A 26752-nucleotide genomic window follows, 5' to 3' on the forward strand; every position below is an offset into this window, starting at 1 on the left:
CGTGCTCAGGTCTCGGCCGGTTGATGGGAGAACGCCCAGAGGCGGGCGCCGAGAAAGGTAACTGCCGGCACGATCGCGATCGAAAACAGCAGGCCGGCCAGATCAGGCCATGGGGTCAGCTCGAGCCAGAGTGCCAGGACGGTCGAATTGAGCAGGAACCCGGACAGGGCGATCACCAGGAAGCGGGTCATGCTGGCAAGCATCGTGCCCTTGCGGCGCAGATGCGAGAAACTCCAGAAATAGTGACCGCTGAAGGACACGCCGAAGGCGACGAGAAAGCCGCATACGTTGGCCGGAAAGACGGACAATATGCCGGATTCCAGCAGCCCGGCGGCGACACCGGCATGGGTGAGGGTGGCCAGGATGCCGACCACGGCGAATTTGCCCATGGCGGCTGTCTCGGTGCGGATTTTCCGGCGCCTTGCGTCAGCTTTCATCCGCATCCCGTTCCCCCTGCTCGTGGGTTTCGGGCGTGCCTCCCTCTATGACATCCTGAAGGATATAGACCGGCCGCTGTTTGGCTTCGTTGAACAGGCGGGCGATATATTCGCCGATCATGCCGATGGACAGAAGCTGCACACCGGAGAAAAACAGCAGCGCGACCATCAGCGAGGCATAGCCGGGCACATCGGTGCCGAAGACGACGACATACAGGATCAGATACAAGGCATAGGCAAAGGCGGCCAGGGACACGAAGGCGCCGCCGTAGAACCAGACCCGCAGGGGCAGGGTGGTGAATCCGGTCAGACCGTCGAGGGCGAAGTTCCACAGTTTCCAGTAGTTGAACTTCCCCGTTCCGGCCTTGCGCGGCGGGCGTTCGTAGGGCAGGGCCATCACCGGAAATCCGACCCAGGCGAACAGGCCCTTCATGAAGCGGTTGCGTTCGGGAAGCCTCAGGAGCGCGTCGATGACGGCACGGTCGATGAGGCGAAAGTCGCCAGCATTCGCGGGCATGTCGATATTGGCCAGCCGGTCGAACAGCCGGTAGAACATGCCGGCGGTAGAACGCTTCATGAGCGTGTCGGAGGACCGGTCTATCCGGAGGCCGTAGACGACATCATATCCGGCGCGCCAGCCCTCGATCATCTGCACGATGAGTTCCGGCGGGTCCTGCAGATCGGCATCGATGATGACGGCGATGTCCCCCCGGGCGGCTTCCAGTCCCGCGGAAAGGGCGGCTTCCTTGCCGAAATTCCGGGACAGGCCGAGGAGGCGGCCGGGCAGACCGTTCTGCAGCTGCTCCGCAAGTATGTCGGCGGTCCTGTCGCGGCTGCCGTCATCGATGAAAACATATTCGTATTTCAGGCCGCTGCGTTCCAGCACCGGCCGCGTGGCCTCGAGAAAATGACGGATGACGTCTTCTTCGTTGAAGACCGGAACGATGACGCTGAGCAGGGGAGCGGCGGGGCGTGAACCCTGCCGTCTTGAGACATAGATCTTCGAGGCTGCGGCTGCTTGCATGAAAGGCTCTTGGGTCCTGACGCTCCAATTCGGCGCAACCTGCCGGAAAATCACGAAAAAGGCCAGCCTCGAAGATTCGGGCCGGCCTGTTTTCCGTTCGGATGCGGGATCGGTCTACACAAGCGCTCCGTGGCAATGCTTGTATTTCTTGCCGGACCCGCACGGGCAGGGCTCGTTGCGTCCGACCTTGCCCCAGGTGTCGGGATCGTTCGGGTCACGCTGAGGAGCCGCCGCCAGGCTTGCATCCGCAATCGCCATTTCATCTTCCCCGGTCAGGGGATCGATGTGGTGGGCGTGCATTTCCGGTTCCGCGGGCATCTGCGGAGCCTGTTCGGTCACCAGTTCCACGCGCAGCAACTGTGCGGTCGTGATCTGGCGCAGCTGGGTCAGCATGGATTCGAACAGGGTGAAGGCTTCGGTCTTGTATTCCTGCAGCGGATCGCGCTGGGCATAGCCGCGGAAGCCGACGACGGACCGCAGGTGATCCAGATTGGCCAGGTGTTCACGCCACAGGTTGTCCAGGGTCTGAAGGAGGATCGCCTTTTCCACCTGCCGCATGATGTCCGGGGAATATTTGGCGACCTTCTGCGCCATGGCGCTGTCGGCGGCCTTGCGGATCCGGTCCTTGACCTCTTCCTCGGCGATGCCCTCCTCCTCGGCCCAGTCCTTGATGGGCAGGTCGAGGTTCAGGTACTTGCGTACTTCCTCCTGGAGGCCTTCGGTATCCCACTGCTCGGGATAGGCCCGCTCGGGAATGTGATTCGCCACAAGGTCGTCGACCACGTCTCTGCGCATTTCGGCGACGGCATCCTGGATGGCTTCGCTGTCCATCAGCTCGATCCGCTGATCGAAGACGACCTTGCGCTGGTCGTTCATCACATCATCGAATTTCAGCAGGTTCTTGCGGATGTCGAAGTTGCGCGCCTCGACCTTCTGCTGCGCTTTTTCCAGAGCCCTGTTGATCCAGGGGTGGATGATCGCCTCGCCTTCCTCAAGACCGAGCTTCTGCAGCATGGAATCCATGCGCTCGGAGCCGAAGATGCGCATCAGGTCATCCTGCAGGGACAGGAAGAACTTCGAATGGCCGGGGTCGCCCTGACGGCCGGAACGGCCGCGCAGCTGGTTGTCGATACGCCGGCTTTCGTGGCGCTCGGTCCCGATCACGTAAAGTCCGCCAGCCTCGAGGGCCTTCTGCTTCAGCTTTTCCACTTCGGCGCGGATCCGCGCTTCGGCGGCGGTCCGCTCTTCGCCCTCGGGCATATCTCCGAGTTCCATGTCGATCTGCATGTCGGCGTTGCCGCCGAGCTGAATGTCGGTACCGCGGCCGGCCATGTTGGTGGCGATCGTCACGGCGCCGGGAAGACCGGCCTGCGCCACGATGAAGGCTTCCTGTTCGTGGTAGCGGGCGTTGAGGACCGCAAACACCTTGGATGTGCCGTCGTCGTTTTTCTGGGCGGCGGCAAAGGCGGCGGGATCGCTCAGGTCGATCTGCTTGTAGCCGTGCTTTTTCAGAAGCTCGGCAAGGAGTTCCGACTTTTCAATCGACGTCGTGCCCACCAGAACCGGCTGGCCGCGCTCCTTGCAATCGTCGATGAGCTTGACGATGGCGAGAAACTTTTCTTCCACCGTCCGATAGACCTCGTCGTCGTCGTCCTCCCGCCGGACCGGCTTGTTTGTGGGGATTTCGACGACCTCGAGATTGTAGATATCCGCGAATTCATCCGCTTCCGTCGAGGCCGTGCCGGTCATCCCGGCAAGCTTGTCGTACATGCGGAAATAATTCTGGAAGGTAATGGACGCGAGCGTCTGGTTTTCCGGCTGGATCTGAACCTTCTCGCGGGCCTCCAGTGCCTGGTGCAGGCCTTCGGAGAAACGGCGTCCCGGCATCATGCGGCCGGTGAATTCGTCGATGATGACGACTTCGCCGTTGCGCACGATGTAGTCCTTGTCGCGCTGGAACAGCTTGTGGGCCTTCAACGCCTGCTGCAGATGGTGAACGATGGCCACGTTCTCGACATCGTACAGGGAGTTGCCCTTCAGCAGGCCGGCTTCCCTCAGCAGGTTCTCCAGCTTTTCGTTGCCGGCTTCCGTGAAGGTGGCGGACCGCTGTTTTTCGTCCAGCTCGTAATCTTCGGCGGTCAGTTCCGGAATCAGGGTATCGACCGAGTTGTAGAACTCGGAGCGGTCCTCCAGCGGGCCGGAAATGATCAGCGGCGTGCGGGCCTCGTCGACCAGGATCGAGTCGACCTCGTCGACGATCGCATAGTGATGTCCGCGCTGAACCATCGACCCGCGGTCGTGTTTCATGTTGTCGCGCAGATAGTCGAAGCCGAATTCGTTGTTGGTGCCGTAGGTGACATCCGCGGCATAGGCCGCCCGACGTTCCTCGTCCGACAGGCCGTGGGTGATGCAGCCGACGGTCAGGCCCAGGAACCGGTAGACCTGGCCCATCCAGTCGCTGTCGCGCTGGGCCAGATAATCGTTCACCGTGACCACATGGACGCCCTTGCCTTCAAGGGCGTTCAGATAGACCGGCGCGGTTGCGACCAGGGTCTTGCCCTCGCCCGTCCGCATTTCCGAAATCTGACCGGAGTTGAGCACCATGCCGCCGATGAGCTGCACGTCATAGTGCCGCTGGCCGAGGGCACGGCGCGCGGCCTCGCGAACCGTCGCAAAGGCGGGAACGAGGATGTCCTCGACATCGGCGCCATTTTTCAGCTGGGTACGGAATTCATCCGTCCGTGCTCTCAGCGAGTCGTCCGACAGAGCCTGAAGTTCCGGCTCGAGAGCGTTGATCTGCTCGACTTTCGACCGAAATGTCTTAATTTTCCGGTCGTTGGCCGAACCGAAAATCTTACGTGCTAAAGCGCCAAGGCCAGCCATGTGGCGGTCCTTCCCTGAAAGGCGGCGCCACTGGCAATCCGGCGCCTGCCCATGAAATCGTCTCAATTGCTGTCCACGTTGCCGACAAGCGCAACGCGCTGGCCGGTTGACCGCGGCCGAAAAGATGCCTTCCCGGCCCACAAGCCGGACGCCCGAGAGATAAGAGGGGGTTCAATGCTTGTCAACGCTGCTGGAATGCGCAAAGTAGCCCAGCCCTCATCAACGGGGGGAAGAAAGATTACTGTTCCTATAGGTAAAGGACACCTCATGCTCCGAATTTCGATGCGCAGGCCGGTTCAGGCACTTGCCGTTTCAATCCTGGCCATGTCGCTCGGATCCGCGACCCTTCTTGCCGCCGAACCTGACGATGTGGTCGCCAAGGTCGGCGATGCGGAAATCACCGAAGCCGAACTGGCATTTGCCGCCCAGGACGCCGGCCAGGAACTGCAGCGTTTTCCGCCGGCGCAATGGCGCCAGCTGCTGCTCGACGCGATGGTCGACATGGAACTGATGGCGCAGGCTGCCCGTGAGGATGGTCTGGATCAGGATCCGGATTTCCAAAGACAGCTGGATTTCCTCGAACTGCAGGCCCTGCGCAACGCGTATCTTGCCCAGAAAATCGGTGGAACGATTTCCGAGGATGACGTCAAGGCCGCCTACGACGCGCAATTCGCGGATTTCGAAGGCGCGGAAGAGATGCATGCCCGTCACATTCTGGTGAAGGAAAAGGCAGAGGCCGAGGCGCTGGTTGCCGAACTGGACGGTGGCGCCGATTTCGCGGAACTGGCGCGGGAAAAATCCACCGGCCCTTCCGGCCCCAACGGCGGCGATCTCGGCTTTTTCAAGTCGGGCCAGATGGTCAAGCCGTTTGAAGAGGCGGTCATGACGCTTGAGCCGGGCGGCTACACGAAAGAACCGGTGGAAACCCAGTTCGGCTGGCATGTGATCAAGCTGGAAGAAAAGCGCCGCGAGGAAAAGCCGGCACTCGAAGAAGTCGGCGACTCCCTGCGTCAGCAGATTTTCCGGGAGCGTTACCAGGCCCGTATGGCCGAACTCAAGGATACGATGAAGGTCGAAATTCTTGACGACAAACTGTCCTTGCCGGCCGACGACGGCGCAAAGACGGAGTGATCGCCGCGTCCCGGCGACAATTCGACCCGGCGGCGCCTTGCTGCCGGGTTTTTCTCAGGACGGGCGGCGGGCGAAAAGGCTTGCGCCGCCGCGGCGCTTTTGGGTAGATCAAGCGGCTTTTCGTCCGGAACCGGTCGAAAGGTTCAACCGTTGACCAAGAGTGCCGGAAAAGCTTCCATGCCGACGACCGTTTCCCCTCTCGCCCCCAAATCCTATCCGCACATGCCGGAGATCGAGGGCGTTCAATTCGCGACCGCTTCGGCAGGTATCAAATACAAGGGCCGCACGGATGTGCTGCTGGCGACGGTCTGCGAGGGCACGGCCGTTGCAGGCGTGTTTACCCGATCCAGATGTTCCTCCGCGCCGGTGGACTGGTGCAAGGACCGCATCGGAGCCGGAAGGGCGCGTGCGCTTCTGGTGAATTCGGGCAATGCCAACGCCTTTACCGGCAAAAAGGGCGCGGCGGCGGTCGAATTGTCCGCGCAGATTGTCTCCGGCGCTCTCGGCTGCGGCGAGGAGGAAATCTTCCTTGCCTCGACCGGGGTGATCGGCGAACCGCTCGGGGCGGAGAAATTCGCGGATGTGATCGGAGACCTGAAGGCCGACCAGGGCCGTGCGTCCTGGCTGGATGCCGCCCGGGCGATCATGACGACGGACACCTATCCGAAGGTGGCGACCGCATCCGTCGATCTGGACGGGGAAACGGTGTCGATCAACGGCATCGCAAAAGGAGCGGGCATGATCGCGCCGGACATGGCGACCATGCTGTCCTTCATCTTCACCGATGCGGCCATCGCGCCGGATGTCCTCCAGGCCCTGCTGGGCACGGAAACCGAGCGCAGCTTCAATGCGGTAACGGTCGACAGCGACACATCGACCTCCGATACCGTCCTGTTGTTCGCAACCGGCACGGCGGCGGCGAGAGGGGTAGCGCCTGTTGCCTCCCTCGAGGATCCTCGCGTGGAGGTTCTGCGCGCGGCGCTGGGGGATGTGATGCTGGAGCTGGCGCATCAGGTTGTCCGCGACGGCGAAGGGGCCCGGAAATTCGTTGAAGTGCGCGTCGAAGGCGCCGAGAGCGATGCTTCCGCGAAAAGGATCGCGCTGTCGATCGCCAATTCGCCGCTCGTCAAGACCGCGGTCGCCGGAGAGGATGCCAATTGGGGACGGGTGGTCATGGCTGTCGGCAAGGCCGGCGAGCCGGCGGATCGGGACCGGTTGGCGATCTGGTTCGGTGACGTGCGCGTGGCCGTCGACGGAGAACGGGACCCCGATTACAGCGAGGAGGCTGCCTCCGCGGTGATGAAAGAGGACGATATCGTCATCCGGGTGGATCTGGGCCTCGGCACAGGGCATGCCACCGTATGGACCTGTGACCTGACCAAGGAATATGTCGCCATCAACGGCGATTACCGCAGCTAGCTTCCGGACCCGACCATGACACGGCCCGATCCGGATACGCCGGAGAACTTGCGGATTTCAACCGGAGTTGCTTAACCGCCCCTCAAGCGACTGTCTCAGAACTGGACCCCGACCATGACCAAGATCGTACTCGTCGCGGCCTGCGCCCTGGTGGATGTGGACGGGCGCATTCTCCTGGCGCAGCGGCCGGAGGGCAAATCCATGGCCGGATTGTGGGAGTTTCCGGGGGGGAAGGTCGAAGACGGCGAGCGGCCGGAAGAAACCCTTATCCGGGAACTCGACGAGGAGCTCGGCATCACGGTTAAGGAAGCGTGTCTGGCGCCGCTGACCTTTGCCAGCCACGCTTATGAGGATTTCCATCTTCTCATGCCATTGTTCATCTGCCGCAGATGGGACGGTGTGGCTCGGGGTCTGGAAAACCAGGCGCTGAAATGGGTGCGGGCAGGCCGGCTGAGGGATTATCCGATGCCGGCGGCCGATGAACCGCTCATTCCGCATATTCTGGAAGCCGTCTAGGCATTTCGAGTGCGGTCAGGGCGAGGCGGAATGCGGCAGCCGAGTTTGTTTCTCCCGTTCCAGGTGGAGAATATTCGCAATGTTCAGGACGTCCGCGTGCTGCCGGGGGGCAAGCCATCTTCTGACCCGGTTCTTCCGGAATGAGGGCGGGGCCACCACCATTGAATATGCGCTGATCGTCGGCATCATCGGGGGCATCCTCATTGTCAGTTTCCAGGAAATTGGCGGAATTTTGAGTGACGATATCTTCGGCGCGGCCATGGATGCCCTCAATGAGGTCACGGGAGGCGGCTGACGTGCCGACGGCCCGCCGGACCATTGGCGAGCTTGCGGTCCGGCGCCGGTCCTGGAGCATGTCGCGTTCAATTGAATTCAGAACATCGCCCGAACGCATTTGCGATGCCAAGGCTGCCTCGGGGGCTTCCTGAAGCCATGAATGTGCTTAGACGCGACGCGTTCTAATCGCCGATCTTCTTTTCCTCGACCCCAAGCGCATCCGCCAGTCTGGATCTGGCCGATCCCGGACGCAGCGGTTTCTGCTGGCTTTCGTGAGGCGCCCAGCCCGAGAGCGTCACAAGGGCGAATGTCGCCCTGATCCGCCCGTCCGGATCGCTGTGGTCCTGCGCGTAGAGTTCGGCAGCGCGCAGCAGGACCTTTTCCGTGAGAGGCGTGCGGCTGCGGTCTTTCAGAACCGAGGTCGCTCCCATGGCGCGCAGGTCCGCGAGCAGCGCGAACATGGTGTCATAGCGAACCGTAAGCGTGTCCAGATCCGTGACGGGAAGAGCGAAGCCGGCCCGTTGCAGCAGGCTGCCGAGATCGCGCGTATCGGCGAATGGCAGGACGCGGGCGGCGGCCCCGCCGCTGAGTTCCAGTTCCGCCCGGGTGAGGCTGTCGCGCAGTTCCGTCAGCGTGCCCGCGCCGGGCAGTGTCGCCAGAAACAGACCGTCCGGTGTCAGTGCCCGGCGGATCTGCACCAGGCTTCCGGGCAGGTCGTTGACGAATTGCAGGTTCAGCGCGGAGACGATCAGATCGACCGACTGGTCCCGGAACGGAAGCATGGCGTCGTCGCAGATCACATCCGGCGGCGGCAGGTTCGGGTCGGCGCAGAACAGATCCGCCCGGACGAGGGTCTCCGCCTTGCCGGATCCTGAGATGGCCCGCGACACCAGGCCGCAATGCCCGCCCAGATCAACTGCCGTGCGAAAGGTCCGGTTGATCATCAGCAGGCGGTCCTGCAGATCCTCCGCGACAGCCCGCAGAAGAAAGTCCGCGCCGGGCTTGGCGGCCCTCAGGGCACGCTCGCGGCGGCTGCGGAACAACGGGCGGTCGAACAGGTCTGGTTGTGCGGTCACGGGAACTCGGCCTTTGTCAGAGCATGGCCGGTCACATATGGTATCCGGACCGGAAGGTCAAAGACTTGCCCCTGCCGGCATACGGCCGGGGTTGACGATTGGTGAGGTCCGTACAGGTGAAGCACTTGTCCTTCATCGGCACACGCCTGGTTTCGGCTCCCCGCTCGGCTGCGGGGCTGGCGCTGGATTTTCTGCTGCCGCTGCGGTGTCTGTGCTGCGAGGCGAAAGTGGCCTCCCGGGACGGCCTGTGCCCGCGCTGCTGGCAGAACATGCCCTTCATCGAACGGCCGTGGTGCCAGCGCCTGGGAATACCCTTCACCTATGATGTGGGGGAGGGCGCCTGGAGCCCGCGTGCGATCGCCTCGCCGCCCGTGTTCGACCGGCTGCGGTCGGTCGCCTTCTATGACGGTCCGGCACGGGAGCTGGTTCTGGCCCTCAAGTTCTCGCGGCGCCGCGAGCTTGCCCGGTCCATGGGACGCTGGATGAGCCGCAGCGGGAGCGAGTTCCTCGATCGGGACAGTCTCATCGTCCCCGTTCCGCTGCATTGGCTGCGTCTGCTGTCCCGCCGTTTCAACCAGTCTGCCGACCTTGCCCGGTCCGTTGCGGCGCATTGTGGCGGGCAGTTCGAGCCGGAGATCCTGAAACGCCGGAAGCGGACACGCCAGCAGGTCGGTCTGTCGGCAAAGGACCGGCGGAAAAACGTCCGCTCCGCCTTCGCGGTGGATGCAGCGCGGAAAGGTCACCTTCAGGGCCGCCATGTTGTCCTGGTCGATGATGTGATGACGACCGGATCGACGATCTCCGCCTGCACCAGGGTTCTCCTGGCGGCGGGGGCTTCATCCGTGGATGTGCTCACATTTGCGCTTGCCGATCCTTCGGTCCGATCCGGGAACGGCAGCTTGTCGGTTTGAAGCTGTCCCTTGAGTTTTTCCGCGGTGAACGCATATAACGCCGGGATTTCTTATCGAACGGATTGTGCCCGGCGGACCGGGTTCGCCGAGGTCCTGACAGCGGGCGAACCGTTCCGGCAGGCAACAAAAGGATAGAACGAATGGCTGAAGTGGTCATCTACACGCGCCAGCTTTGCGGGTTTTGCACGGCGGCCAAGCGGCTGCTGGAGCGCAAAGGCGTCACCTATAAGGAATTCGACGCAACCTTCGATCCGGGCCTGCGCAAGGAAATGGTACAGAAGGCCAATGGCCGCTCCACCTTTCCGCAGATTTTTGTCGGCTCGACCCATGTGGGCGGCTGCGACGAACTGCATGCGCTGGACCGGGCCGGCAAGCTGGACGCCCTGCTTGCATCGTGATCCGGCGTGCGAATCGCGGCAATTTGCAGGTGCGGTCCGACACGCCCGGACGACCGGCTTTCCTGCTTTCATGGGATGCCGTATGAAAGCAGGCTGATCTGATGATACCCTGATTCATTCCTGTCCACCGGAGGGAAGGCGCCAGATGCCCTCGTTTATCGCAGCATGTATCCAGCTTCGCAGCGGCAAGACCCTGTCTGAAAATAGGGACGCGGCCGAAAGCCTGATCCGGGCGGCCGCCATGGACGGGGCGCAATATATTCAGACCCCGGAAATGTCGAATGTGCTGGTGCGCAGCCGCGAGGAACTTCTGGAGCGCATTTCAGGGCCCGGAGACGATCCGTTCCTGTCGATGGCACGATCCGTGGCGGCGGATCTCGGCGTTCATCTTCATATCGGCTCCCTGGCGGTGCTGGCAGGCAATGGCAAGGTCGCCAACCGGGCCTTCATGATTGCGCCGGACGGGCGAATTCTCGCCAGCTACGACAAGATCCACATGTTCGACGTGGATCTGCCCAACGGGGAGAGCTGGCGTGAATCGGCGACCTATGAGCCGGGCACGCAATCCGTGGTCCTCGATCTGCCTCTGGCGCGGATCGGCATGGCGGTCTGCTACGATATCCGCTTTCCGGCGATCTTCCGGACACAGGCGCGCGCCGGTGCGCAGATCGTCACCGCCCCCGCCGCCTTCACGCGCCAGACCGGGGAAGCCCACTGGCATGTGTTGCAGCGTGCCCGCGCCATCGAGAACGGCGCCTTCGTCATCTCCGCGGCGCAGGGCGGTGTCCATGAGGATGGCAGGGAGACCTACGGTCACAGTCTCATGGTCGATCCATGGGGACATGTGATCGCCGAACTCGATCATGACGCGCCAGGGCATGTGCTGGCCGAAATCGATACGGACAAAGTGTCCCAGGCACGCGGGCGTATCCCCGCCATTGCCAATGAGCGGGAATTCACCTGCCGGGTTGTCGAAGGCCTGAAGGAGGAACCGGCGTGATCAGGTACACGCTTGTTTGCGGCAACACGCATAATTTCGAAGGCTGGTTCCGGAATTCAGACGATTTTGAAATGCAGTGCACCCGCCACCTGGTGGTGTGCCCGGTCTGCGGCGCCACGGATGTCAGAAAGGCGCTGATGGCGCCTGCAGTGTCCACATCCCGGAAGAAGGAAGCGCCGTCCTGTCCCGCCGATACGGAGGTCCGTCCGGCGCAGGCGAGCGCACCGGCAGCGCCGGCTACCACGCCCATGCAGCCTTCGGCGCTGCTGCCGGTGGATATCCGTCACAAGGAAATCGTCGAGACCCTGCGCGAGGTGCGCGCCCGCATTATCGAAAACTCGGAAAATGTGGGGGCGGATTTCGCCACGGAAGCCCGGAAAATGCATTATGGCGAGGCGGAAGAGCGCAGCATTTACGGCGAAACCACACCACAGGACGCGGAAGCCCTGCTGGACGAGGGCATTGCCGTTCTTCCCCTGCCCGAACTGCCCGAGGACAAGAACTGAATACCTGGGAGCGTCGAGACCACTTGCGGTCTCCGCCGGGACAGGCCCTTGCCGGACCGCAAACACGAAAGCCACCCGCGGTCCTCAGAATGCGGGTGGCTTTCGGCTTTGATGACAGCCTGCCGACGCATGTGCGCGGCGTGCCTGTTCAAACGGCCGACTTGCGGCGTCCTGTGGATTTGGACTGGACTTCCTTCAGGGTTTCTTCCGTAGCCTTGCCGAGTTCGCTGACGGTCTCCAGGGCCGTTTCGTTGAGTTCCTCGACGACGGCGGCATTGTCGGAAAAGCTGTCGCGGAGCAGGGCAGCCTGCTTTTCGAAGTATTCCTGATACTCGTTCGCCATCTTGGAATAGAAGGCCTGCAGGGTCGCCATGGTTTCCTCCGGCGCCGTGCACTGGCTCAACGATTTCGCGCATTCGATGTCTTCATGCAGGCGATGGCTGACAAAATTCATCTGGTCGTCCAGGGCCCGTTCGGTATGGGTCCACAGTGTCTGACCCATCTTCTGGACGCTGGCGACAGCCTTGGCTTCGATGCGGTCTTCCCGTTCCGCAAAATTCCAGTTCGAAAAGGAAGGCATCGGCCACTGGGTCATCATCGAGCTGAAATCGAAGGCATCCGTATTCCGTTTGGCAGGCATGTCACATTCTCCGCTGTTGTCCGTCAGCTCCAGCCGTTGAAGCCGGTCCACTTTTCGATCCGCCACGATGTCCCGCAGCCGGTTCTCGCCCCTCGCTTGCAGTCTACGATGTTTTCGCGGCGCATCTTTGACAGGGATCAAACAGCGAGGGAGCCGCGACGGAAAGGCGGCTGTGCCGGGCCGCCCGCGTCAAGGGCGATTCAGGAACGTCCGGAGCGCGGCGGAGGTGCTGTCCGGCTCTTCCAGGGTGGACAGGTGTCCGCTGCCTGCGATCACCACAAGGTCGCTGCCGGAAATCCGTTCGTGGATTTCCCGGGCAACCGGCGGTGGGGTCAGCCGGTCTCCGTCGCCGACCAGAACGAGGGTCGGGCAGGCGATGTCCGAAAGCCGGGGACGGGCATCGATGCGGTCGATCAGCGCGGTCTGCTGGCGGATGAAGGCCTCCGGCCCGGTTTCCATGGCCATATCGACCACGATTACCTTGAGCGCGGCGTCTTCTTCGCGTTTTTCATGGACGAAGCCCGGGTAAAGCAGATGCGGGATCTTCGCGAAGCCTTTCTTGCGGGTCAGGTCGATCAGGAACTTTCGCCGCTCCGACTGGTCGGGGGTGTCCGAACGGGCGTTGGTGTCGAGAAGCGCCAGTTTTCCCACCCGCTGCGGTGCCTCGCGCATGATCTCCATGCAGATGTAGCCGCCCATGGACAGGCCGATCAGGGAAAACCGCTGCGGCGCCTTTTCCAGTATCGCGGCAGCGATGGCCTCGATGCTGTCGTGTTCACGGTGGTTGCCCACCATGATCGGGCGATCGGCAAAGGCGACGATCTGCGGTGCGAAGAGGGCTTCGGTGCACAGGAGGCCGGGAACGAAGACGATCGGATCGCTCATGTGGAAGAGGCCGTCTTTTCCGCCAGCAGCATGTAGTTCACGTCCATGTCGCGCGACTGGCCCCAGCTGTCCGTCAGCGGATTGTAGCTCACTCCGGAGCGGTCGATGATCTTCAGGCCGGCCTTTTGCAGCGGGGCCTCGATCTCTTCCGGCTTGACCAGCTTCTCGTAGGAATGGGTGCCCCTGGGAAGCCAGCGCAGAACGACTTCCGCACCGACAATGGCCAGGGCATAGGCCTTGAGGGTCCGGTTGATGGTGGCCACGAACATCAGTCCGCCGGGCCGGACCATGCTTCCGGTCGCCTCGAGGAACAGCGGCACGTCGGCAACGTGCTCGACCACTTCCATGTTCAGCACCACGTCGAAAGTTTCCCCGGCGGCGGCCAGCGCTTCGGCGGTTTCTGTCCGGTAGTCGATGTCGAGGCCGGAGCTGCGCATGTGAAGTTTCGCAATCTCGATATTGACCTGGGAAGGATCCGCACCGACGACTTCCGCACCGAGGCGGGCCATCGGTTCGCACAGCAGTCCGCCGCCGCAGCCGATGTCGAGGAAACGCAGTCCCCTGAAGGCGTCCGATGCCTTCGGATCCCGGTCGAACCGGCGGCAGACTTCCTGCTTGATATAGGCCAGACGCACCGGATTGAACTTGTGCAGCGGCTTGAACTTGCCTGCCGGATCCCACCATTCCTCGGCCATTGCGGAAAAACGGGCGACCTCTTCGGTGTCGATCGTGCCGGAATTTTCTCGTGCCTTGTCTGTCATCGGACGATCCTTTCAGACGTCAGGCCGCTGGAGAGGCGCGGCCGGTTGGACTTTCTACCGCTGTCGTTCCAGCCTCGCCGGGTCTTTGTCAAGCCGGACCGGTTGCAAATCCGCTCTCGGTATTCGCTTCTCAGGCCGGTTGCAGCAATGCACCGCAGCCTGTATGCATGTGCGCCGATCCATCCGGCGCTTCAGGCGCTTCACGAACCCGCAAGAAGAATACGAGTGGTATGGCCCGACTGGTTTTAAAATTTGGCGGGACTTCGGTTGCCGATCTAGATCGCATCCGCAATGTCGCCCGCCATGTCAAACGGGAAGTGGATGCCGGCCACCAGGTCGCGGTCGTTGTCTCGGCGATGGCCGGACAGACCAACCAGCTGGTGCAATATTGCCGGGAAGCTTCGCCGCTTCATGACGCCCGCGAATATGATGCCGTTGTCGCATCCGGCGAACAGGTGACCTCCGGTCTGCTGGCCATCGTCCTGCAGGACATGGGCGTGAACGCGCGCTCCTGGCAGGGCTGGCAGGTGCCGATCAAGACCGACGAGAATCACGGCGCGGCGCGGATCCGCGACATTGACGGCAGTTTCCTGATGGAGCGTCTCGAACAGGGTCAGGTTGCGGTTCTTGCCGGTTTCCAGGGCCTGTCTCCGGACAACCGGATCGCGACGCTGGGGCGCGGAGGATCCGACACCAGCGCGGTCGCCATCGCCGCTGCCATCAAGGCGGATCGATGTGATATCTATACGGATGTCGACGGCGTCTACACGACCGACCCGCGGATCGTGCCCAAGGCGAAACGGCTGAAACGGGTGTCCTTCGAGGAAATGCTCGAAATGGCGTCCCTGGGGGCGAAGGTTCTCCAGGTCCGCTCGGTCGAGATGGCTATGGTTCACGGTGTCAGGACCTTCGTGCGCTCCAGCTTCGATGATCCGCATGCACCGCAGGTCGACTCTGACGGCCTTCCGATTGGTACCCTTATTTGCGACGAGGACGAACTCGTGGAACAGCAGGTTGTCACCGGCATCGCCTATGCCAAGGACGAAGCCCAGATCTCAATCCGTGACGTCGCGGACAAGCCCGGCGTGGCCGAACTGGTGTTCGGACCGCTTGCCGATAATCACATCAATGTCGACATGATCGTCCAGAACATTTCTCCGGACGGCAAGACGACGGATATCACCTTCACCGTTCCCGAAGGCGAATACGAGCGGGCCATCAAGGTGCTGGAGGACAATCGCGCGGCGATCGGCTTCCAGAATCTGGAAGGGGCCACCGACGTGGTGAAGGTCTCCGTCATCGGCATCGGAATGCGCTCCCATGCGGGCATCGCGGCCCAGTGTTTCAGGGGGCTCGCCTCCAAGGGAATCAACATCCGCGCCATCACGACTTCGGAAATCAAAATCTCCGTGCTCATTGATTCGGCATACGCGGAACTTGCAGTGCGGACTCTCCATTCGCTATACGGGTTGGACGGATAGTTCATCCGGCAAGCGGGCTGCGGTACGGATCCGGGCCGGGAGCTTGTGTGAAGCGGGATCAAACGGGGGCGCCATGCGCAGCAACCTAGCCGGACCGCGCCTGCTGCTCCGCCGGCTTCGGGAAGTCATGGCGGAGCCGATCACGGCGCAGGAGCGACTCGACAAGATTGTCGTGCTCATCGCGTCGAATGTGGTTGCCGAAGTCTGTTCGGTCTACATTCTGCGCGCGGACGGCGTTCTGGAGCTTTATGCAACGGAAGGTCTGAATCGCGAGGCGGTACACAACGCGTCCCTGCGCGTCGGCCAGGGGCTTGTCGGCCTGATCGCCGCCGAAGCACGTCCCCTGAACCTGCCGAACGCCAGCGCCCATCCGGGCTTTACCTATCTGCCGGAAACCGGTGAAGAAGCCTACAACTCGTTCCTTGGCGTGCCGATTCTGAGGGCGGGGCGCACGCTAGGCGTTCTCGTCGTGCAGAACCAGTCCCACCGCACCTATCTGGAAGACGAGGTGGAAGCCCTGCAGACCACGGCGATGGTCATTGCCGAGATGGTGGCCGCGGGTGAGCTGGAGGCGATTTCCCAGAAAGCCACCGGACTGGACCTGTCGCGGCCGATCACCTCGACCGGCACCGGGCTTTCCGAAGGCGTGGGGCTCGGCCATGTGGTTCTGCACGAGCCGCGCGTCGTCATCACGAATCTGATTGCCGAGGACACGGACAGCGAGAGCGCCCGTCTCGACGGGGCCATCAATCGCCTGCGCCTGTCCATCGACGATCTTCTGGCCAGCGGCGAGATCGCGGCCACCGGTGAGCACCGGGAGGTGCTCGAAGCCTACCGCATGTTCGCCTATGACCGGGGCTGGATCCGCAAGATCGAGGAAGCGATCCGCAACGGCCTGACGGCAGAGGCGGCGGTCGAGAAGGTCCAGAGCGATACGCGCGCGCGCATGTTGCGTCAGACGGACCCCTATCTGCGCGAACGCCTGCACGACCTCGACGACCTGGCTCACCGGCTCATCCGTGAGCTCATGGGCCGTGAACATGGCCCCGGTCACGACGAACTGCCCCAGGATGCCATTATCGTGGGCCGCAACATGGGGGCCGCGGAACTGCTGGACTACGGACGGGACCGGATCCGCGGTCTGGTGCTGGAGGAAGGCGGGCCGACCAGTCACGTGACCATCGTTGCCCGGGCTCTGGGCATTCCCATGGTCGGGCTGGTGCATGACATCGTCGGCCTGGCGGATGGCGGCGATGCGATCATCGTGGACGGTGACACGGGTGAGGTTCATCTTCGCCCTGCGACCGACCTGGAAAACGCCTATGCGGAAAAGGTCCGGTTCCGGGCGCGGCGCCAGGCGCAATACCGGCGCCTGCGCAACAAGCCGTCGGTGACAAAGGACGGGGTCGAGTTTTCCCTGCAGATGAACGCCGGCCTGCTGGTCGATCTGCCGCATCTTGCCGAATCGGGGGCGGCGGGCGTCGGTCTGTTCCGCACCGAACTCCAGTTCATGGTTGCCTCCTCCTTTCCGCGCATGCGCGAACAGCAGGCGCAATACTCCCAGGTTCTGGACGAGGCCAACGGCAAGCCGGTGACCTTCCGGTCCCTCGACATCGGCGGGGACAAGGTCCTTCCCTATCTGCGCTCGATCCAGGAGGAAAACCCGGCCATGGGCTGGCGCGCCCTGCGGCTCGGTCTCGATCGGCCCGGCCTGTTGCGCACCCAGATCCGGGCGTTGCTGCATGCGGCCGCGGGACGCGAGCTGAAGCTGATGTTCCCGATGGTTGCGGAGGTGCGGGAATTCCTGCAGGCCAAGGCCCTTGTCAACAAGGAAATCAGGCATCTGCGCCGTCATGGTCACCAGACGCCGGACAACATCCGGCTCGGGGTGATGATCGAGGTGCCGTCCCTGCTGTTCCAGCTCGAGGAACTGATGTTCCATGTCGACTTCGTGTCCGTCGGCTCGAACGATCTGTTCCAGTTCTTCTGTGCGGTCGACCGGGGCAACACGCGGGTTGCCGACCGGTTCGATACCCTGAGCGTCGGTTTCCTGAGAGCCTTGAAATCCATTGTGGATGCCGCACATAAGGCCCATGTCCCGGTGACACTGTGCGGTGAGCTGGCCGGCCGGCCCCTGGAGGCTATGGCGCTGATCGGGCTGGGCTATCGCGATCTGTCGATGTCGCCGGCATCGCTGGGGCCGGTGAAGGCAATGCTGCGCACTCTGGACGCGGGCCGCCTGTCCGCCCGTATCCTGCCGCGGCTGGAACCCGGGCATGGCGACAGCAATATCCGGGACGTCCTGAAGCGCTTCGCCGCAGACATGGATGTTGCTCTTTAGCGGAAACGGGCGTAACGCCCCCTCTTAACGTCAATCCTGGGAGATCTTGCGCGGATGCTGGCGCGTCATAGACTTGATAATCTGCTGGACCGCTTTGCCGAACTCGAACACATGATGTCGTCGAATCCGGACCCTGCCGCTTACGTGAAACTCTCCCGCGAATATGCCGGTCTGGAGCCGCTGGTCGGCAAGATCCGGGAGCTCATCCAGGCCGAAAAGGATCTTGAGGGGGCAAAGTCGCTGGTGTCGGATCCGGACTCGGATGCGGAGATGCGCGAGCTTGCGGAACTGGAGCGGGACGAGCTTGCCGAGCGCGTGGAACGCCTCAGCCGGGATGTGAGCATCGGCCTGCTGCCCAAGGACGAGGCGGATGCCAACGATGCGATCCTGGAAGTGCGCGCGGGAACGGGCGGCGATGAAGCGGCCCTGTTCGCGGGGGATCTGTTCCGCATGTATCAGCGCTATGCCGAGCTCCAGGGCTGGAAGGTGGAAATCCTGTCCGCCAGCGAAGGCGAGGTCGGCGGTTACAAGGAGGTGATCGCCTCGGTTTCCGGCGACCATGTCTTCGCCCGGCTCAAGTTCGAATCCGGTGTGCACCGGGTCCAGCGTGTTCCGGCAACCGAATCGGGCGGTCGCATTCATACGTCGGCGGCCACCGTGGCCGTGTTGCCGCAGGCCGAGGATGTCGATATCGACGTTCAGGACAGCGATTTGCGCATCGACACCTTCCGTGCCTCCGGCGCCGGCGGGCAGCATGTGAACACGACCGATTCCGCCGTGCGCATCACCCATTTGCCGACCGGGATCGTGGTGGCCGTTCAGGATGAACGCTCCCAGCACAAGAACAAGGCGCGCGCCATGCAGCTTCTGCGGGCACGGATCTATGACGAGGAACGCGCGCGCGCGGCGAGCGAGCGGACCGAAGCCCGACGGCTTCAGGTCGGTTCCGGAGACCGCTCCGAACGGATACGGACCTACAATTACCCCCAGGGACGTGTGACCGACCACCGGATCGGCCTGACGCTCTACAAGCTCGACCAGATCATTGCCGGCGAGGCGCTTGGCGAGGTCATCGACGCGTTGATCGTCGATCATCAGGCCGGTCTGCTCGCGTCCGTAGACAGCTGAGCGATGCGGACCGGACAGCTCTACCGGCAGGTCCGGGACCGGTTCAGACAGGCGGGGCTGGCGACGCCGGATCTGGACGCGCGGTTGCTGGTGAGCGCCGCGCTGGGCGTTCCGGTTGCCGATCTTGTCCTGCGGGAGGATGCCGAGGTCACGCAGGAGGCGGCCGCGCGGGCCGGGACCTATGAAAAGCTGCGTCTGGAAGGCATGCCCGTCGGGCGGATCCTCGGGGAGCGGGAGTTTTACGGCCGCAGGTTCTTTCTGAATGCGGCAACCCTGGAACCCAGGCCGGATACGGAAACCCTGGTCGATGCGGTTCTTGCGCGCACGGATCCGCAGCAGACCGGCATCATGTGCGATATCGGCACCGGCACCGGCGCCATCGCCGTTTCCCTCCTGGCCGAACGCCCCGGCTGCCGGATGATCGCCGTGGACCTGTCCGAGGAGGCGCTGCAATGCGCACTCCGCAATGCCGGCCACCATGGCGTCGGCGAGCGGTTTTATCCCGTGTGCGCCGACTACATGTCGTGCCTGCGGGGCGGGCTGGACTGGGTGATCAGCAATCCGCCCTATATCCGGTCCTCCGTCCTGGCCGGTCTCGACCGGGAGGTGATTCAGCACGATCCGATCCTGGCGCTCGACGGGGGAGACAGCGGACTTGAGGCCTATTTTCATATTGTGACGGATGCGGCTTCCCTGTTGAAACCGGGCGGTGGTATCGCTTTGGAAATCGGTTTTGACCAGGCGGGCGATCTGGAAAAACAGCTGCGTCATCATGGCTTTGTAGCAATTGAAATCATTAGGGATCTTTCCGGAAACGATCGCGTTGCCGTCGCCCGGAAGGCCTGAATTCAACGTTTTGTTCCTAAGCTGAAAAAGCGCTTGGAAATCCTTGCGGAAACGGTTAGGTTCATCACGCCGAGACCGGAGATGTGATCAGCGATCAGCGGGGCATACGCATCCGGCAGCGTTAGGCCAGACGCAGTTTTAGCGTTATGGCAGTCGTTGCAAATCGGACTATCCGGTGTTTCGGACTGTCGAGGAAAAAGACAAAGCGTTGGCCGGTGGCCTATAGCGCCTGCGTGAGTTTTCAGTGACAGCCGCTAACCAGCACTGTTGGTTTCGGTAAGTATTTCGTATCGGTTTTACGCAATTCCGATGTTGGGTCAGTGAATGCTGACCGCCGTTCCGCAAGAGAAAACGGCAGGATGAGACCAGGAAATCAAAGCAATAAGCGCATGCGCGGAAGGGGCCGCAAGGGTCCTAATCCGCTAACCCGGACATTCGAATCGAACGGTCCTGATGTGAAAATCCGTGGCACAGCGATGCATATCGCGGAGAAGTATCAGCAGCTTGCCCGTGATGCGCATGCATCCGGCGACCGGGTGATGTCCGAGAATTACAACCAGCATGCAGAGCACTATCTCCGCATCGTGGCTGCCGCACAGCCGCCCCAGCAGGCGGCTCAGTCCTCTGCCCGTGGCGAGGCTGACGAGGGGTTCGACAATACCGCGCCCGTCAATGGATCGGCGGCCAATAACGGTAATGGCGCAGAGCGTCCTCCGGCACCGGAGCGCACGTCTTCGGCCGCCGACGAGGATCTTGTCGACGCCGACAGCCCGCAGCCCTTCATCGAAGACATGCCGCTGATCGATCCGGAAGGCCAGGTCAATGGCACCGGACAGAAGGCCGGGGCGGACGAAACGGCAGGCGAGGAAAAGCCGCGCCGTCGGGCACGGGTGCCTCGCGCCCGCACGCCGCGCCGGACTGCCGCGTCGTCTTCCGAGGCCGCGCCCCAGACGGCAGCTTCCCCCCGTGAGGCGGAAGCTCCGGGCGGGGAAGAGCCTGCGAAACCGCAACGCCGGCCCGCTCGGGCGCGCCGCGCCAAGGTTGCCGACGAAGTGTCGAGCGAGGCTTCAAGCGCAGGCGAAATGACCCCGGGCGAATAAGCGGCCCGGGTGAAGATCGGTTTGTGAAAACGGCGTCCGGAAGGGCGCCGTTTTCGTTTGGATTGCAAATTTCCACAGGGGTGCGTGACTTAGATCAACAGATCTGCAACCGGAATCGATTAAAAGGTTGGTCACGGACCCGGTTCAGCCGCGCTTCGCGGGTTCGTACCCGGAAGGCTGATTGCTTGAACCAGTTCGAGGCAATCCTGTGCGTGTTTTCTTCCTCACGGGATGCCCGATCGTTGCGAAAGGTTCCAGAAATGACCCGCTTTTCCGTCGCTGCCGCTCCCTGAGGGGAGCCATTCGCATCAAACCACGTCGTCCTCGTTTGCGGGATCGTGACCTGGGGGCTTTTGTGATGAATATGCAACACTATATTATGGGAGCAATGCTTCGGATCCCGGCCGGGATCGCAGGCGTTGTGCGGATGCCCGCAACGGGGTCCGTATCCCACAACGTTCCCCACGCTTCGGGTGGTGCGGACGGTCAGGAGGTATCTTATGAACTTTGAGAAATATACCGAACGTGCCCGCGGGTTCGTTCAGTCCGCCCAGACCTATGCGCTGGGGCAGGGCCATCAGCAGTTCACGCCCGAACATATCCTGAAAGTGCTTCTGGACGACCCGGAAGGCATGGCCAGCGGTCTGATCGACAGGGCCGGCGGTCAGTCGAAACTGCTCAAGGCCGACCTGGAAGATGTCCTGGAGAAGATGCCCAAGGTGTCCGGCGGGGCCGGACAGCTCTATATGGCACAGGGCACTGCGCGCCTGTTCGAACAGGCGGAAAAGATCGCCGAGAAGGCGGGTGACAGCTATGTCACCGTCGAACGGTTGCTGCTTGCGCTCGCCATGGATGGCGACAGCGAGGCCGGCAAGCTGATGAAGCGCCACGGGGTCACGCCGAACGGGCTGAACGAGGCGATCAACCAGTTGCGCCAGGGCCGGACGGCCGACAGCGCCACGGCGGAAAGCCAGTATGACGCGCTCAAGAAATACGCCCGCGATCTGACCCAGGTCGCGCGCGAGGGCAAACTCGATCCTGTCATCGGCCGCGACGAGGAAATCCGCCGGACGATCCAGGTCCTGTCCCGGCGTACGAAGAACAATCCCGTGCTGATCGGCGAACCGGGCGTGGGCAAGACCGCGATAGCCGAGGGACTGGCGCTGCGGATCATCAACGGGGATGTGCCTGAATCCCTGAAGGACAAGCAGCTTCTGGCGCTCGACATGGGCTCGCTGATCGCCGGTGCGAAATACCGCGGAGAATTCGAGGAGCGCCTGAAGGCGATTCTGGCCGAGGTCGAGGCGGCTGCGGGCAAGGTCATCCTGTTCATCGACGAAATGCACACGCTTGTCGGAGCCGGCAAGGCCGACGGCGCGATGGATGCCTCAAATCTTCTCAAGCCGGCGCTTGCCCGCGGGCAGCTGCATTGTGTCGGGGCAACGACGCTCGACGAATTCAGGAAGCACGTGGAAAAGGACGCGGCGCTGGCCCGCCGGTTCCAGCCGGTCTTCGTCAGCGAACCGACGGTCGAGGATACGATTTCGATCCTGCGCGGCATCAAGGAGAAATACGAACTTCATCATGGCGTGCGCATAACGGACTCGGCCATCGTTTCCGCCGCGACCCTCTCCAACCGCTATATCACCGACAGGTTTCTGCCGGACAAGGCCATCGACCTGATGGACGAAGCCGGCAGCCGTCTGCGGATGCAGGTGGATTCCAAGCCCGAGGAGCTGGACGAACTCGATCGCAGGATCATCCAGCTGAAAATCGAGCGGGAAGCGCTGAAGGTCGAGGATGACGCGGCCTCCAAGGACAGGCTGGCCCGGCTGGAAAAGGAACTGACGGATCTGGAAGAGCAGTCCCAGTCCCTGACGGGGCGCTGGCTGAGCGAGAAGGAGAAGCTGAACCTCGAGCAGAAGATCAAGGAGCAGCTGGAGCAGGCCCGTACGGATCTGGAAATCGCGCAGCGCCGGGGCGATCTCACCAAGGCCGGCGAACTGGCCTATGGCGTCATCCCGGATCTGGAGCGCAAGCTGGTCGAGGCCGAAGCCTCGGAAGACACCGACACCATGGTGGATGAGGCGGTCACGCCGGCTCATATCGCCCAGGTCGTGTCGAAATGGACGGGCATTCCGGTCGACAAGATGCTGGAAGGCGAACGCGAGAAGCTGTTGAGCATGGAAGATGCCCTGGCGAGCCGGGTGATCGGTCAGGCCGAAGCGATCCATGCGGTGGCAACGGCGGTCCGCCGCGCCCGGGCAGGCCTTCAGGATCCGAACAGGCCGATCGGCTCGTTCATGTTCCTCGGCCCGACCGGTGTCGGCAAGACCGAACTCACCAAGGCGCTTGCCAGCTTCCTGTTCGACGACGACAGCGCGATGGTGCGGATCGACATGTCGGAATACATGGAAAAGCATTCCGTCTCCCGTCTGATCGGCGCGCCTCCGGGCTATGTCGGTTACGAGGAAGGGGGCGCGCTGACGGAAGCCGTGCGCCGGCGGCCCTATCAGGTGGTGCTTTTCGACGAGATCGAGAAGGCCCACGGGGATGTGTTCAACGTGCTTCTGCAGGTGCTCGACGATGGCCGTCTGACCGATGGTCAGGGCCGAACCGTCGATTTCCGCAACACGCTGATCATCATGACCTCGAACCTGGGGGCGGAGTATCTGGTCAACCAGGGGGAAGGCGAGGATACGGACGCCGTGCGGGATGAAGTGATGGGGACCGTGCGCGGGCATTTCAGGCCGGAATTCCTCAACCGGCTTGACGAGATCGTGCTGTTCCACCGCCTGCAGCGTTCGCAGATGGCCAATATCGTCATGATCCAGCTCGAACGGCTGCGGGAGCTGCTTGAGGACCGCAAGATCACGCTGAACCTGGACGACAGCGCTGTCGGCTGGCTGGCCCAGAAGGGCTATGACCCGGCCTATGGTGCCCGGCCGCTGAAGCGCGTGATCCAGAAGGACGTTCAGGATCCGCTGGCGGAAAAGCTGTTGTCCGGCGAAATACTCGACGGTCAGACGGTGAATGTCTCCGCGGGTGGTGACCGGCTGATCTTCCAGGTCGAGGGCACCGCAAGCGCGGCTGCCTGACGGCAGGCACCCGGAGCGGCCCCGACCTGGCGGAGCGCCGGGAAGGCAATGCTCCGGTCGAAATGAAGAAAGCCCGCGGGACCTGTCCCGCGGGCTTTCCGGTTTTCTGCCATGCCCTTTGCCTGCATGTTGCATTCAAGCGCTTTCCCTGCCTCAGGCAGGCGCCCGAGGCAGGGCGTCATTGCGAATGCGGTCGGCCGATTTTCTGAGTTCACACCCTAGTTGATCGAAGCGAGGCGGGACGGTTTGCGGACGCGCTCCAGAAGCGCATCGACCCGATGGCGTTCCGCCTCGAAGGTGGCACGCATTTCCCCATCCAGGGTGCGGCCCTTGGGCAGCTTGATGCGCATCGGATCCATGTAGCGGCTGTTCACCAGCACTTCGTAGTGCAGATGCGGACCGGTGGACAGTCCGGTGGACCCCACATAGCCGACGATCTGGCCCTGGGTGACGCGAACGCCTTCCTGGATGCCCTTGCCGAAGCCGCTCATGTGATTGTAGGTGGTGGTGTATCCGTTGGTATGGCGCAGTTCGACACGGCGCCCGTAACCGGAACTCCAGCCGGCCTTGACGACAACCCCGTTGCCCGCGGCGATGATCGGCGTGCCGCGCGGCGCGGACCAGTCGACGCCGCGGTGCATCTTTGTATATCCGTGGATCGGATGGCGGCGCATGCCGAAGCCGGAGCGGAACTTGCCGCCATTGAGCGGTTTGCGGATGAGGAATTTCTTCGCGCTCTGGCCGGAGGCGTCATAAAAATCGGTGACCCCGTCATCCGGTGAGCGGTAGCGGTAGAATTCCCGCGTGGTGTTGCCGGTGTTCAGGGAGGCATAGAGGATCTTCGGGCCGCTGTTGTCGTCGCCTTCGGCAAAGAACAGCTCCAGGGAGTCGCCCGGCTGGACGCGTGCATTGAAATCCACGTCGAAGGAGAACATGCGCACCAGATCGTCGATGATCTCCTCGGGCATGTCCTGTTCAAGGGCCGTCTGGTAAAGGCTGTCGTAGATCGCCGGTGTCGGACCGCCGTAGGAAACCCGGTCGGCTTCCGCGAAGGCGTCGGCCAGGAAGGTGCTGGGTTCTTTCGCCCGGATATAGTCGCCGCTGTCGGAACGGGCCACCGTCGCCTGGTGTTCGGTGTTCTCGTAGATGCTGATGCGTTCGGGGCGCATGCGTTCGAGGTCTTCCGGCGACGGCGCGAAGGCTATCCGCAGCCTCTGGCCGTCGGCCAGCTCCGATATGCCGAAATTCGAGCGGAAGGCGGCCGCGATCGTGCGGGCTTCTGCCTCGGTCGCATCGTGGTCCATCAGAACGTCGGCCAGATCCTGCTCCGCGCTCACCGGGACGATGCTTTCGTCCATGCCCGCGAAGCGGATGTCCTCGTCGCGCTTGGAGACGAAGGAGACGTTCTCGGGCGTGATGCGGACCGCATAGCGTTCCAGATCCGGCTGAAGCGCCAGATTGAAATCGAAGCGTCCCGGATCGACCAGGGTCTTGGAAGCCATTTCAACGGCGTCGATGGACAGGGTCCGGGCCGTTTCGCGAACCCGCAATTCCACCTCGGTCTCCGAAGGGGTCTTCTCCTGGTCGATGGCGGCGCTCGATACAGGGAAGGGGGTCAGGCTGATGCTGACCTCGCTCTCAAGCTTGGCGCCATAGATGGAGTCGGCCAGCAGGGGCGTGCCGCTGTCGCCGACACCGGCCGGAGAGTTGTCCTCGCGGCTGTCGGCAAACATGTTCAGCGGGTTGAAGGGGGGGATGCGATCGGCAAGTTCGGGGTCCTTGCGGGTGGCCAGGGTCGCACTGACGAAAACATGCGGCTGGACACGGATGTAATCCCGGTCGCCGTCGCGGGTGACGACATTCACGTCGATCACATGCTTGCTGGAGTATTCGGCGGCTGTGCGCAGGGCCCTGTCGCCCTTGCTGCCGCCGCCGGCGGTACCCGGCAGGCCGTTCAGATAGGCCCCGGCGGAGGGGGCCGCCTCCACGCTGTACTGGCCGTCGAGCGCAGCCATCAGGGCGCCGCCCATAAGGACAAGGGACGTCACACCGGTGAGAACGGTCCCCGCAAGCCAGCGCAGGGAAACCTGCCGCCGGTCGGAAAGACCGCTGCGGCCCTCATAGCCGCGCAATGGCGGCTCGTCACCAAGCTCTATGTGAAGAGACTGTGCGCTATGGAAGGGGCCAAATTGCATTAATTCCTGTCCGGTCCTTCATACAGCCTGCGAGGGGATCATAACCGTCAGCCCGTGAACAGGGCCGGGGACTCCCGTCCGCCAACATAATCTGATCCTGCTAAATGCAGTGTTTGACTAAAAACGTCAATTGTTTCCGCGACGCCGACGTTGCCCCGGCCAAGGTTGAGAGCGTCGGTACCTGCGGAATTTGTCCGTTGTGTGATTATATCCCTTCATGGACGGCCTTTACAGCAAAAGAGATGGTACAAGAGTGCACAGGCGCCGGTGCGGCAGGCATATCGCGGTTCCGGTGCGGGTGGAAATCCGGGGACATCGTCGGGACCGTTGGCCTAACGCGATGTTTGAATGGCGTTTTTCGGGGCCGGATTCGTTCTGTGAATCTTTTTTGACAAAGTCTGTTGACTCCGGTTCGGGCCCTGCGTATAACGCCCTCCATCGACGGCGGCGCCGCCATCTCGGCGCTCTTCGCAGTCGGTTCTACCGGACATTTTCGTCGCTCAGACCTGGAAACAGGAGCAGGCTTGACGTCTTTGGTCGGAGGCCTTGTGCCGCATTCACGCTATGTGAATGGTTCATTGACAATTTGATTTTGAAGGAAGGGAAGCGTAGGCGGCGTTGGCCTTGCGGGAAGCTTGGCTTTGAGCACTTGTGTTCGGAGTTTGGTTTTTAAGTAAGGGTTACGCAGGTACGCTGATCT

At 62.5% G+C, this 26752-nt stretch carries 22 protein-coding genes; 14 read left to right on the forward strand and 8 right to left on the reverse strand.

Translation table 11 applies throughout. From position 1 onward, the window contains the following. Positions 1 to 5: 5 nt before the first annotated feature. From DCO57_RS12000 to secA, 3 genes are all read right to left on the reverse strand, one after another. Positions 6 to 437 carry a GtrA family protein gene (locus DCO57_RS12000; protein WP_116699168.1) on the reverse strand — a complete coding sequence of 144 codons (432 nt, stop codon included), beginning with the start codon at positions 435 to 437 and terminating at the stop codon, positions 6 to 8. Next, on the reverse strand, positions 427 to 1461 hold the full coding sequence (locus DCO57_RS12005; protein WP_116699129.1) for a glycosyltransferase family 2 protein: 1035 nt from the start codon (positions 1459 to 1461) through the stop codon (positions 427 to 429). Before DCO57_RS12005 ends, DCO57_RS12000 begins: the two co-directional genes overlap by 11 nt. Before the next feature lie 114 nt (positions 1462 to 1575). Next, the gene (gene secA, locus DCO57_RS12010) at positions 1576 to 4344 is read right to left on the reverse strand and encodes a preprotein translocase subunit SecA (protein WP_116699130.1); all 2769 of its coding nucleotides are present in this window, start codon (positions 4342 to 4344) and stop codon (positions 1576 to 1578) included. Positions 4345 to 4611: 267 nt separating this feature from the next. Between secA and DCO57_RS12015 the strand changes: the two genes are divergently transcribed. The 4 genes from DCO57_RS12015 (at position 4612) to DCO57_RS12030 (ending at position 7705) form a co-directional block, all read left to right on the forward strand. Then, positions 4612 to 5475, forward strand: coding sequence for a peptidylprolyl isomerase (locus DCO57_RS12015; RefSeq protein WP_244287931.1), 864 nt, complete (start codon positions 4612 to 4614; stop codon positions 5473 to 5475). Between the two features lie 177 nt (positions 5476 to 5652). Then, positions 5653 to 6894, forward strand: a complete 1242-nt coding sequence (gene argJ / locus DCO57_RS12020; protein WP_116699131.1) for a bifunctional glutamate N-acetyltransferase/amino-acid acetyltransferase ArgJ — start codon at positions 5653 to 5655, stop codon at positions 6892 to 6894. A gap of 114 nt (positions 6895 to 7008) precedes the next feature. Further along, on the forward strand, positions 7009 to 7410 hold the full coding sequence (locus DCO57_RS12025) for a (deoxy)nucleoside triphosphate pyrophosphohydrolase (RefSeq protein WP_116699132.1): 402 nt from the start codon (positions 7009 to 7011) through the stop codon (positions 7408 to 7410). Between the two features lie 79 nt (positions 7411 to 7489). Then, positions 7490 to 7705 carry a Flp family type IVb pilin gene (locus DCO57_RS12030; protein ID WP_116699133.1) on the forward strand — a complete coding sequence of 72 codons (216 nt, stop codon included), beginning with the start codon at positions 7490 to 7492 and terminating at the stop codon, positions 7703 to 7705. A gap of 163 nt (positions 7706 to 7868) precedes the next feature. Here the strand turns inward: DCO57_RS12030 and DCO57_RS12035 are convergent, their stop codons facing one another. Continuing rightward, on the reverse strand, positions 7869 to 8762 hold the full coding sequence (locus tag DCO57_RS12035) for a methyltransferase domain-containing protein (protein ID WP_116699134.1): 894 nt from the start codon (positions 8760 to 8762) through the stop codon (positions 7869 to 7871). A 116-nt stretch (positions 8763 to 8878) separates the two neighbouring features. Between DCO57_RS12035 and DCO57_RS12040 the strand changes: the two genes are divergently transcribed. The 4 genes from DCO57_RS12040 to DCO57_RS12055 all read left to right on the forward strand — a co-directional run bounded on the left by DCO57_RS12040 (position 8879) and on the right by DCO57_RS12055 (position 11577). Further along, entirely contained in the window at positions 8879 to 9673 is a 795-nt protein-coding gene (locus tag DCO57_RS12040; protein WP_208977914.1) for a ComF family protein, read from the forward strand. 140 nt (positions 9674 to 9813) lie between these two features. After that, on the forward strand, positions 9814 to 10071 hold the full coding sequence (gene grxC / locus DCO57_RS12045; protein ID WP_116699135.1) for a glutaredoxin 3: 258 nt from the start codon (positions 9814 to 9816) through the stop codon (positions 10069 to 10071). 145 nt (positions 10072 to 10216) lie between these two features. Next, entirely contained in the window at positions 10217 to 11071 is an 855-nt protein-coding gene (locus DCO57_RS12050) for a carbon-nitrogen hydrolase family protein (RefSeq protein ID WP_116699136.1), read from the forward strand. After that, complete coding sequence (locus tag DCO57_RS12055; RefSeq protein WP_116699137.1) at positions 11068 to 11577, forward strand: DUF1178 family protein; 510 nt, start codon at positions 11068 to 11070, stop codon at positions 11575 to 11577. The genes DCO57_RS12050 and DCO57_RS12055 overlap by 4 nt, the downstream gene beginning before the upstream one ends. A gap of 148 nt (positions 11578 to 11725) precedes the next feature. Here DCO57_RS12055 and DCO57_RS12060 read toward each other — a convergent pair whose 3' ends face one another. The 3 genes from DCO57_RS12060 to ubiG form a co-directional block, all read right to left on the reverse strand. Then, entirely contained in the window at positions 11726 to 12217 is a 492-nt protein-coding gene (locus DCO57_RS12060; protein WP_116699171.1) for a phasin family protein, read from the reverse strand. A 189-nt stretch (positions 12218 to 12406) separates the two neighbouring features. Further along, positions 12407 to 13102 carry an alpha/beta fold hydrolase gene (locus DCO57_RS12065; protein ID WP_116699138.1) on the reverse strand — a complete coding sequence of 232 codons (696 nt, stop codon included), beginning with the start codon at positions 13100 to 13102 and terminating at the stop codon, positions 12407 to 12409. Then, positions 13099 to 13863, reverse strand: a complete 765-nt coding sequence (gene ubiG / locus DCO57_RS12070; protein ID WP_116699139.1) for a bifunctional 2-polyprenyl-6-hydroxyphenol methylase/3-demethylubiquinol 3-O-methyltransferase UbiG — start codon at positions 13861 to 13863, stop codon at positions 13099 to 13101. The genes DCO57_RS12065 and ubiG overlap by 4 nt, the downstream gene beginning before the upstream one ends. 230 nt (positions 13864 to 14093) lie before the next feature. On the opposite strand from ubiG, the gene DCO57_RS12075 reads away from it, so the two are divergent. The 6 genes from DCO57_RS12075 to clpB all read left to right on the forward strand — a co-directional run bounded on the left by DCO57_RS12075 (position 14094) and on the right by clpB (position 23857). Next, positions 14094 to 15344 (forward strand): aspartate kinase, encoded by a 1251-nt coding sequence (locus tag DCO57_RS12075; protein WP_116699140.1) that lies wholly within the window; start codon positions 14094 to 14096, stop codon positions 15342 to 15344. Between the two features lie 73 nt (positions 15345 to 15417). Beyond that, positions 15418 to 17685: a phosphoenolpyruvate--protein phosphotransferase gene (gene ptsP, locus DCO57_RS12080; protein ID WP_116699141.1), complete on the forward strand. Its 2268-nt coding sequence runs from the start codon at positions 15418 to 15420 to the stop codon at positions 17683 to 17685. Between the two features lie 54 nt (positions 17686 to 17739). After that, positions 17740 to 18813 carry a peptide chain release factor 1 gene (prfA, locus tag DCO57_RS12085; RefSeq protein ID WP_116699142.1) on the forward strand — a complete coding sequence of 358 codons (1074 nt, stop codon included), beginning with the start codon at positions 17740 to 17742 and terminating at the stop codon, positions 18811 to 18813. A 3-nt stretch (positions 18814 to 18816) separates the two neighbouring features. Then, complete coding sequence (gene prmC, locus DCO57_RS12090; RefSeq protein WP_116699143.1) at positions 18817 to 19659, forward strand: peptide chain release factor N(5)-glutamine methyltransferase; 843 nt, start codon at positions 18817 to 18819, stop codon at positions 19657 to 19659. 389 nt (positions 19660 to 20048) lie between these two features. Further along, entirely contained in the window at positions 20049 to 20759 is a 711-nt protein-coding gene (locus DCO57_RS12095; RefSeq protein WP_116699144.1) for a DUF4167 domain-containing protein, read from the forward strand. 500 nt (positions 20760 to 21259) lie between these two features. Then, positions 21260 to 23857, forward strand: coding sequence for an ATP-dependent chaperone ClpB (gene clpB / locus DCO57_RS12100; RefSeq protein ID WP_116699145.1), 2598 nt, complete (start codon positions 21260 to 21262; stop codon positions 23855 to 23857). Between the two features lie 218 nt (positions 23858 to 24075). On the opposite strand, the gene DCO57_RS12105 is transcribed toward clpB, so the two are convergent. Continuing rightward, on the reverse strand, positions 24076 to 26052 hold the full coding sequence (locus tag DCO57_RS12105) for a M23 family metallopeptidase (protein WP_116699146.1): 1977 nt from the start codon (positions 26050 to 26052) through the stop codon (positions 24076 to 24078). Positions 26053 to 26752: the final 700 nt, after the last annotated feature.

The organism is Labrenzia sp. 011 (genome assembly GCF_003075075.1).
Classification (GTDB): Bacteria; Pseudomonadota; Alphaproteobacteria; order Rhizobiales; family Stappiaceae; genus Roseibium.

Excerpts from the sequence above, each read along its gene's own strand:
- DCO57_RS12000 (WP_116699168.1), bottom strand. The coding sequence starts at position 437 with ATGAAAGCTGACGCAAGGCGCCGGAAAATCCGCACCGAGACAGCCGCC.
- DCO57_RS12005 (WP_116699129.1), bottom strand. The coding sequence starts at position 1,461 with ATGCAAGCAGCCGCAGCCTCGAAGATCTATGTCTCAAGACGGCAGGGT.
- secA (WP_116699130.1), bottom strand. The coding sequence starts at position 4,344 with ATGGCTGGCCTTGGCGCTTTAGCACGTAAGATTTTCGGTTCGGCCAAC.
- DCO57_RS12015 (WP_244287931.1), top strand. The coding sequence starts at position 4,612 with ATGCTCCGAATTTCGATGCGCAGGCCGGTTCAGGCACTTGCCGTTTCA.
- argJ (WP_116699131.1), top strand. The coding sequence starts at position 5,653 with ATGCCGACGACCGTTTCCCCTCTCGCCCCCAAATCCTATCCGCACATG.
- DCO57_RS12025 (WP_116699132.1), top strand. The coding sequence starts at position 7,009 with ATGACCAAGATCGTACTCGTCGCGGCCTGCGCCCTGGTGGATGTGGAC.
- DCO57_RS12030 (WP_116699133.1), top strand. The coding sequence starts at position 7,490 with ATGTTCAGGACGTCCGCGTGCTGCCGGGGGGCAAGCCATCTTCTGACC.
- grxC (WP_116699135.1), top strand. The coding sequence starts at position 9,814 with ATGGCTGAAGTGGTCATCTACACGCGCCAGCTTTGCGGGTTTTGCACG.
- DCO57_RS12050 (WP_116699136.1), top strand. The coding sequence starts at position 10,217 with ATGCCCTCGTTTATCGCAGCATGTATCCAGCTTCGCAGCGGCAAGACC.
- DCO57_RS12060 (WP_116699171.1), bottom strand. The coding sequence starts at position 12,217 with ATGCCTGCCAAACGGAATACGGATGCCTTCGATTTCAGCTCGATGATG.
- DCO57_RS12065 (WP_116699138.1), bottom strand. The coding sequence starts at position 13,102 with ATGAGCGATCCGATCGTCTTCGTTCCCGGCCTCCTGTGCACCGAAGCC.
- ubiG (WP_116699139.1), bottom strand. The coding sequence starts at position 13,863 with ATGACAGACAAGGCACGAGAAAATTCCGGCACGATCGACACCGAAGAG.
- DCO57_RS12075 (WP_116699140.1), top strand. The coding sequence starts at position 14,094 with ATGGCCCGACTGGTTTTAAAATTTGGCGGGACTTCGGTTGCCGATCTA.
- ptsP (WP_116699141.1), top strand. The coding sequence starts at position 15,418 with ATGCGCAGCAACCTAGCCGGACCGCGCCTGCTGCTCCGCCGGCTTCGG.
- prfA (WP_116699142.1), top strand. The coding sequence starts at position 17,740 with ATGCTGGCGCGTCATAGACTTGATAATCTGCTGGACCGCTTTGCCGAA.
- prmC (WP_116699143.1), top strand. The coding sequence starts at position 18,817 with ATGCGGACCGGACAGCTCTACCGGCAGGTCCGGGACCGGTTCAGACAG.
- DCO57_RS12095 (WP_116699144.1), top strand. The coding sequence starts at position 20,049 with ATGCGCGGAAGGGGCCGCAAGGGTCCTAATCCGCTAACCCGGACATTC.
- clpB (WP_116699145.1), top strand. The coding sequence starts at position 21,260 with ATGAACTTTGAGAAATATACCGAACGTGCCCGCGGGTTCGTTCAGTCC.
- DCO57_RS12105 (WP_116699146.1), bottom strand. The coding sequence starts at position 26,052 with ATGCAATTTGGCCCCTTCCATAGCGCACAGTCTCTTCACATAGAGCTT.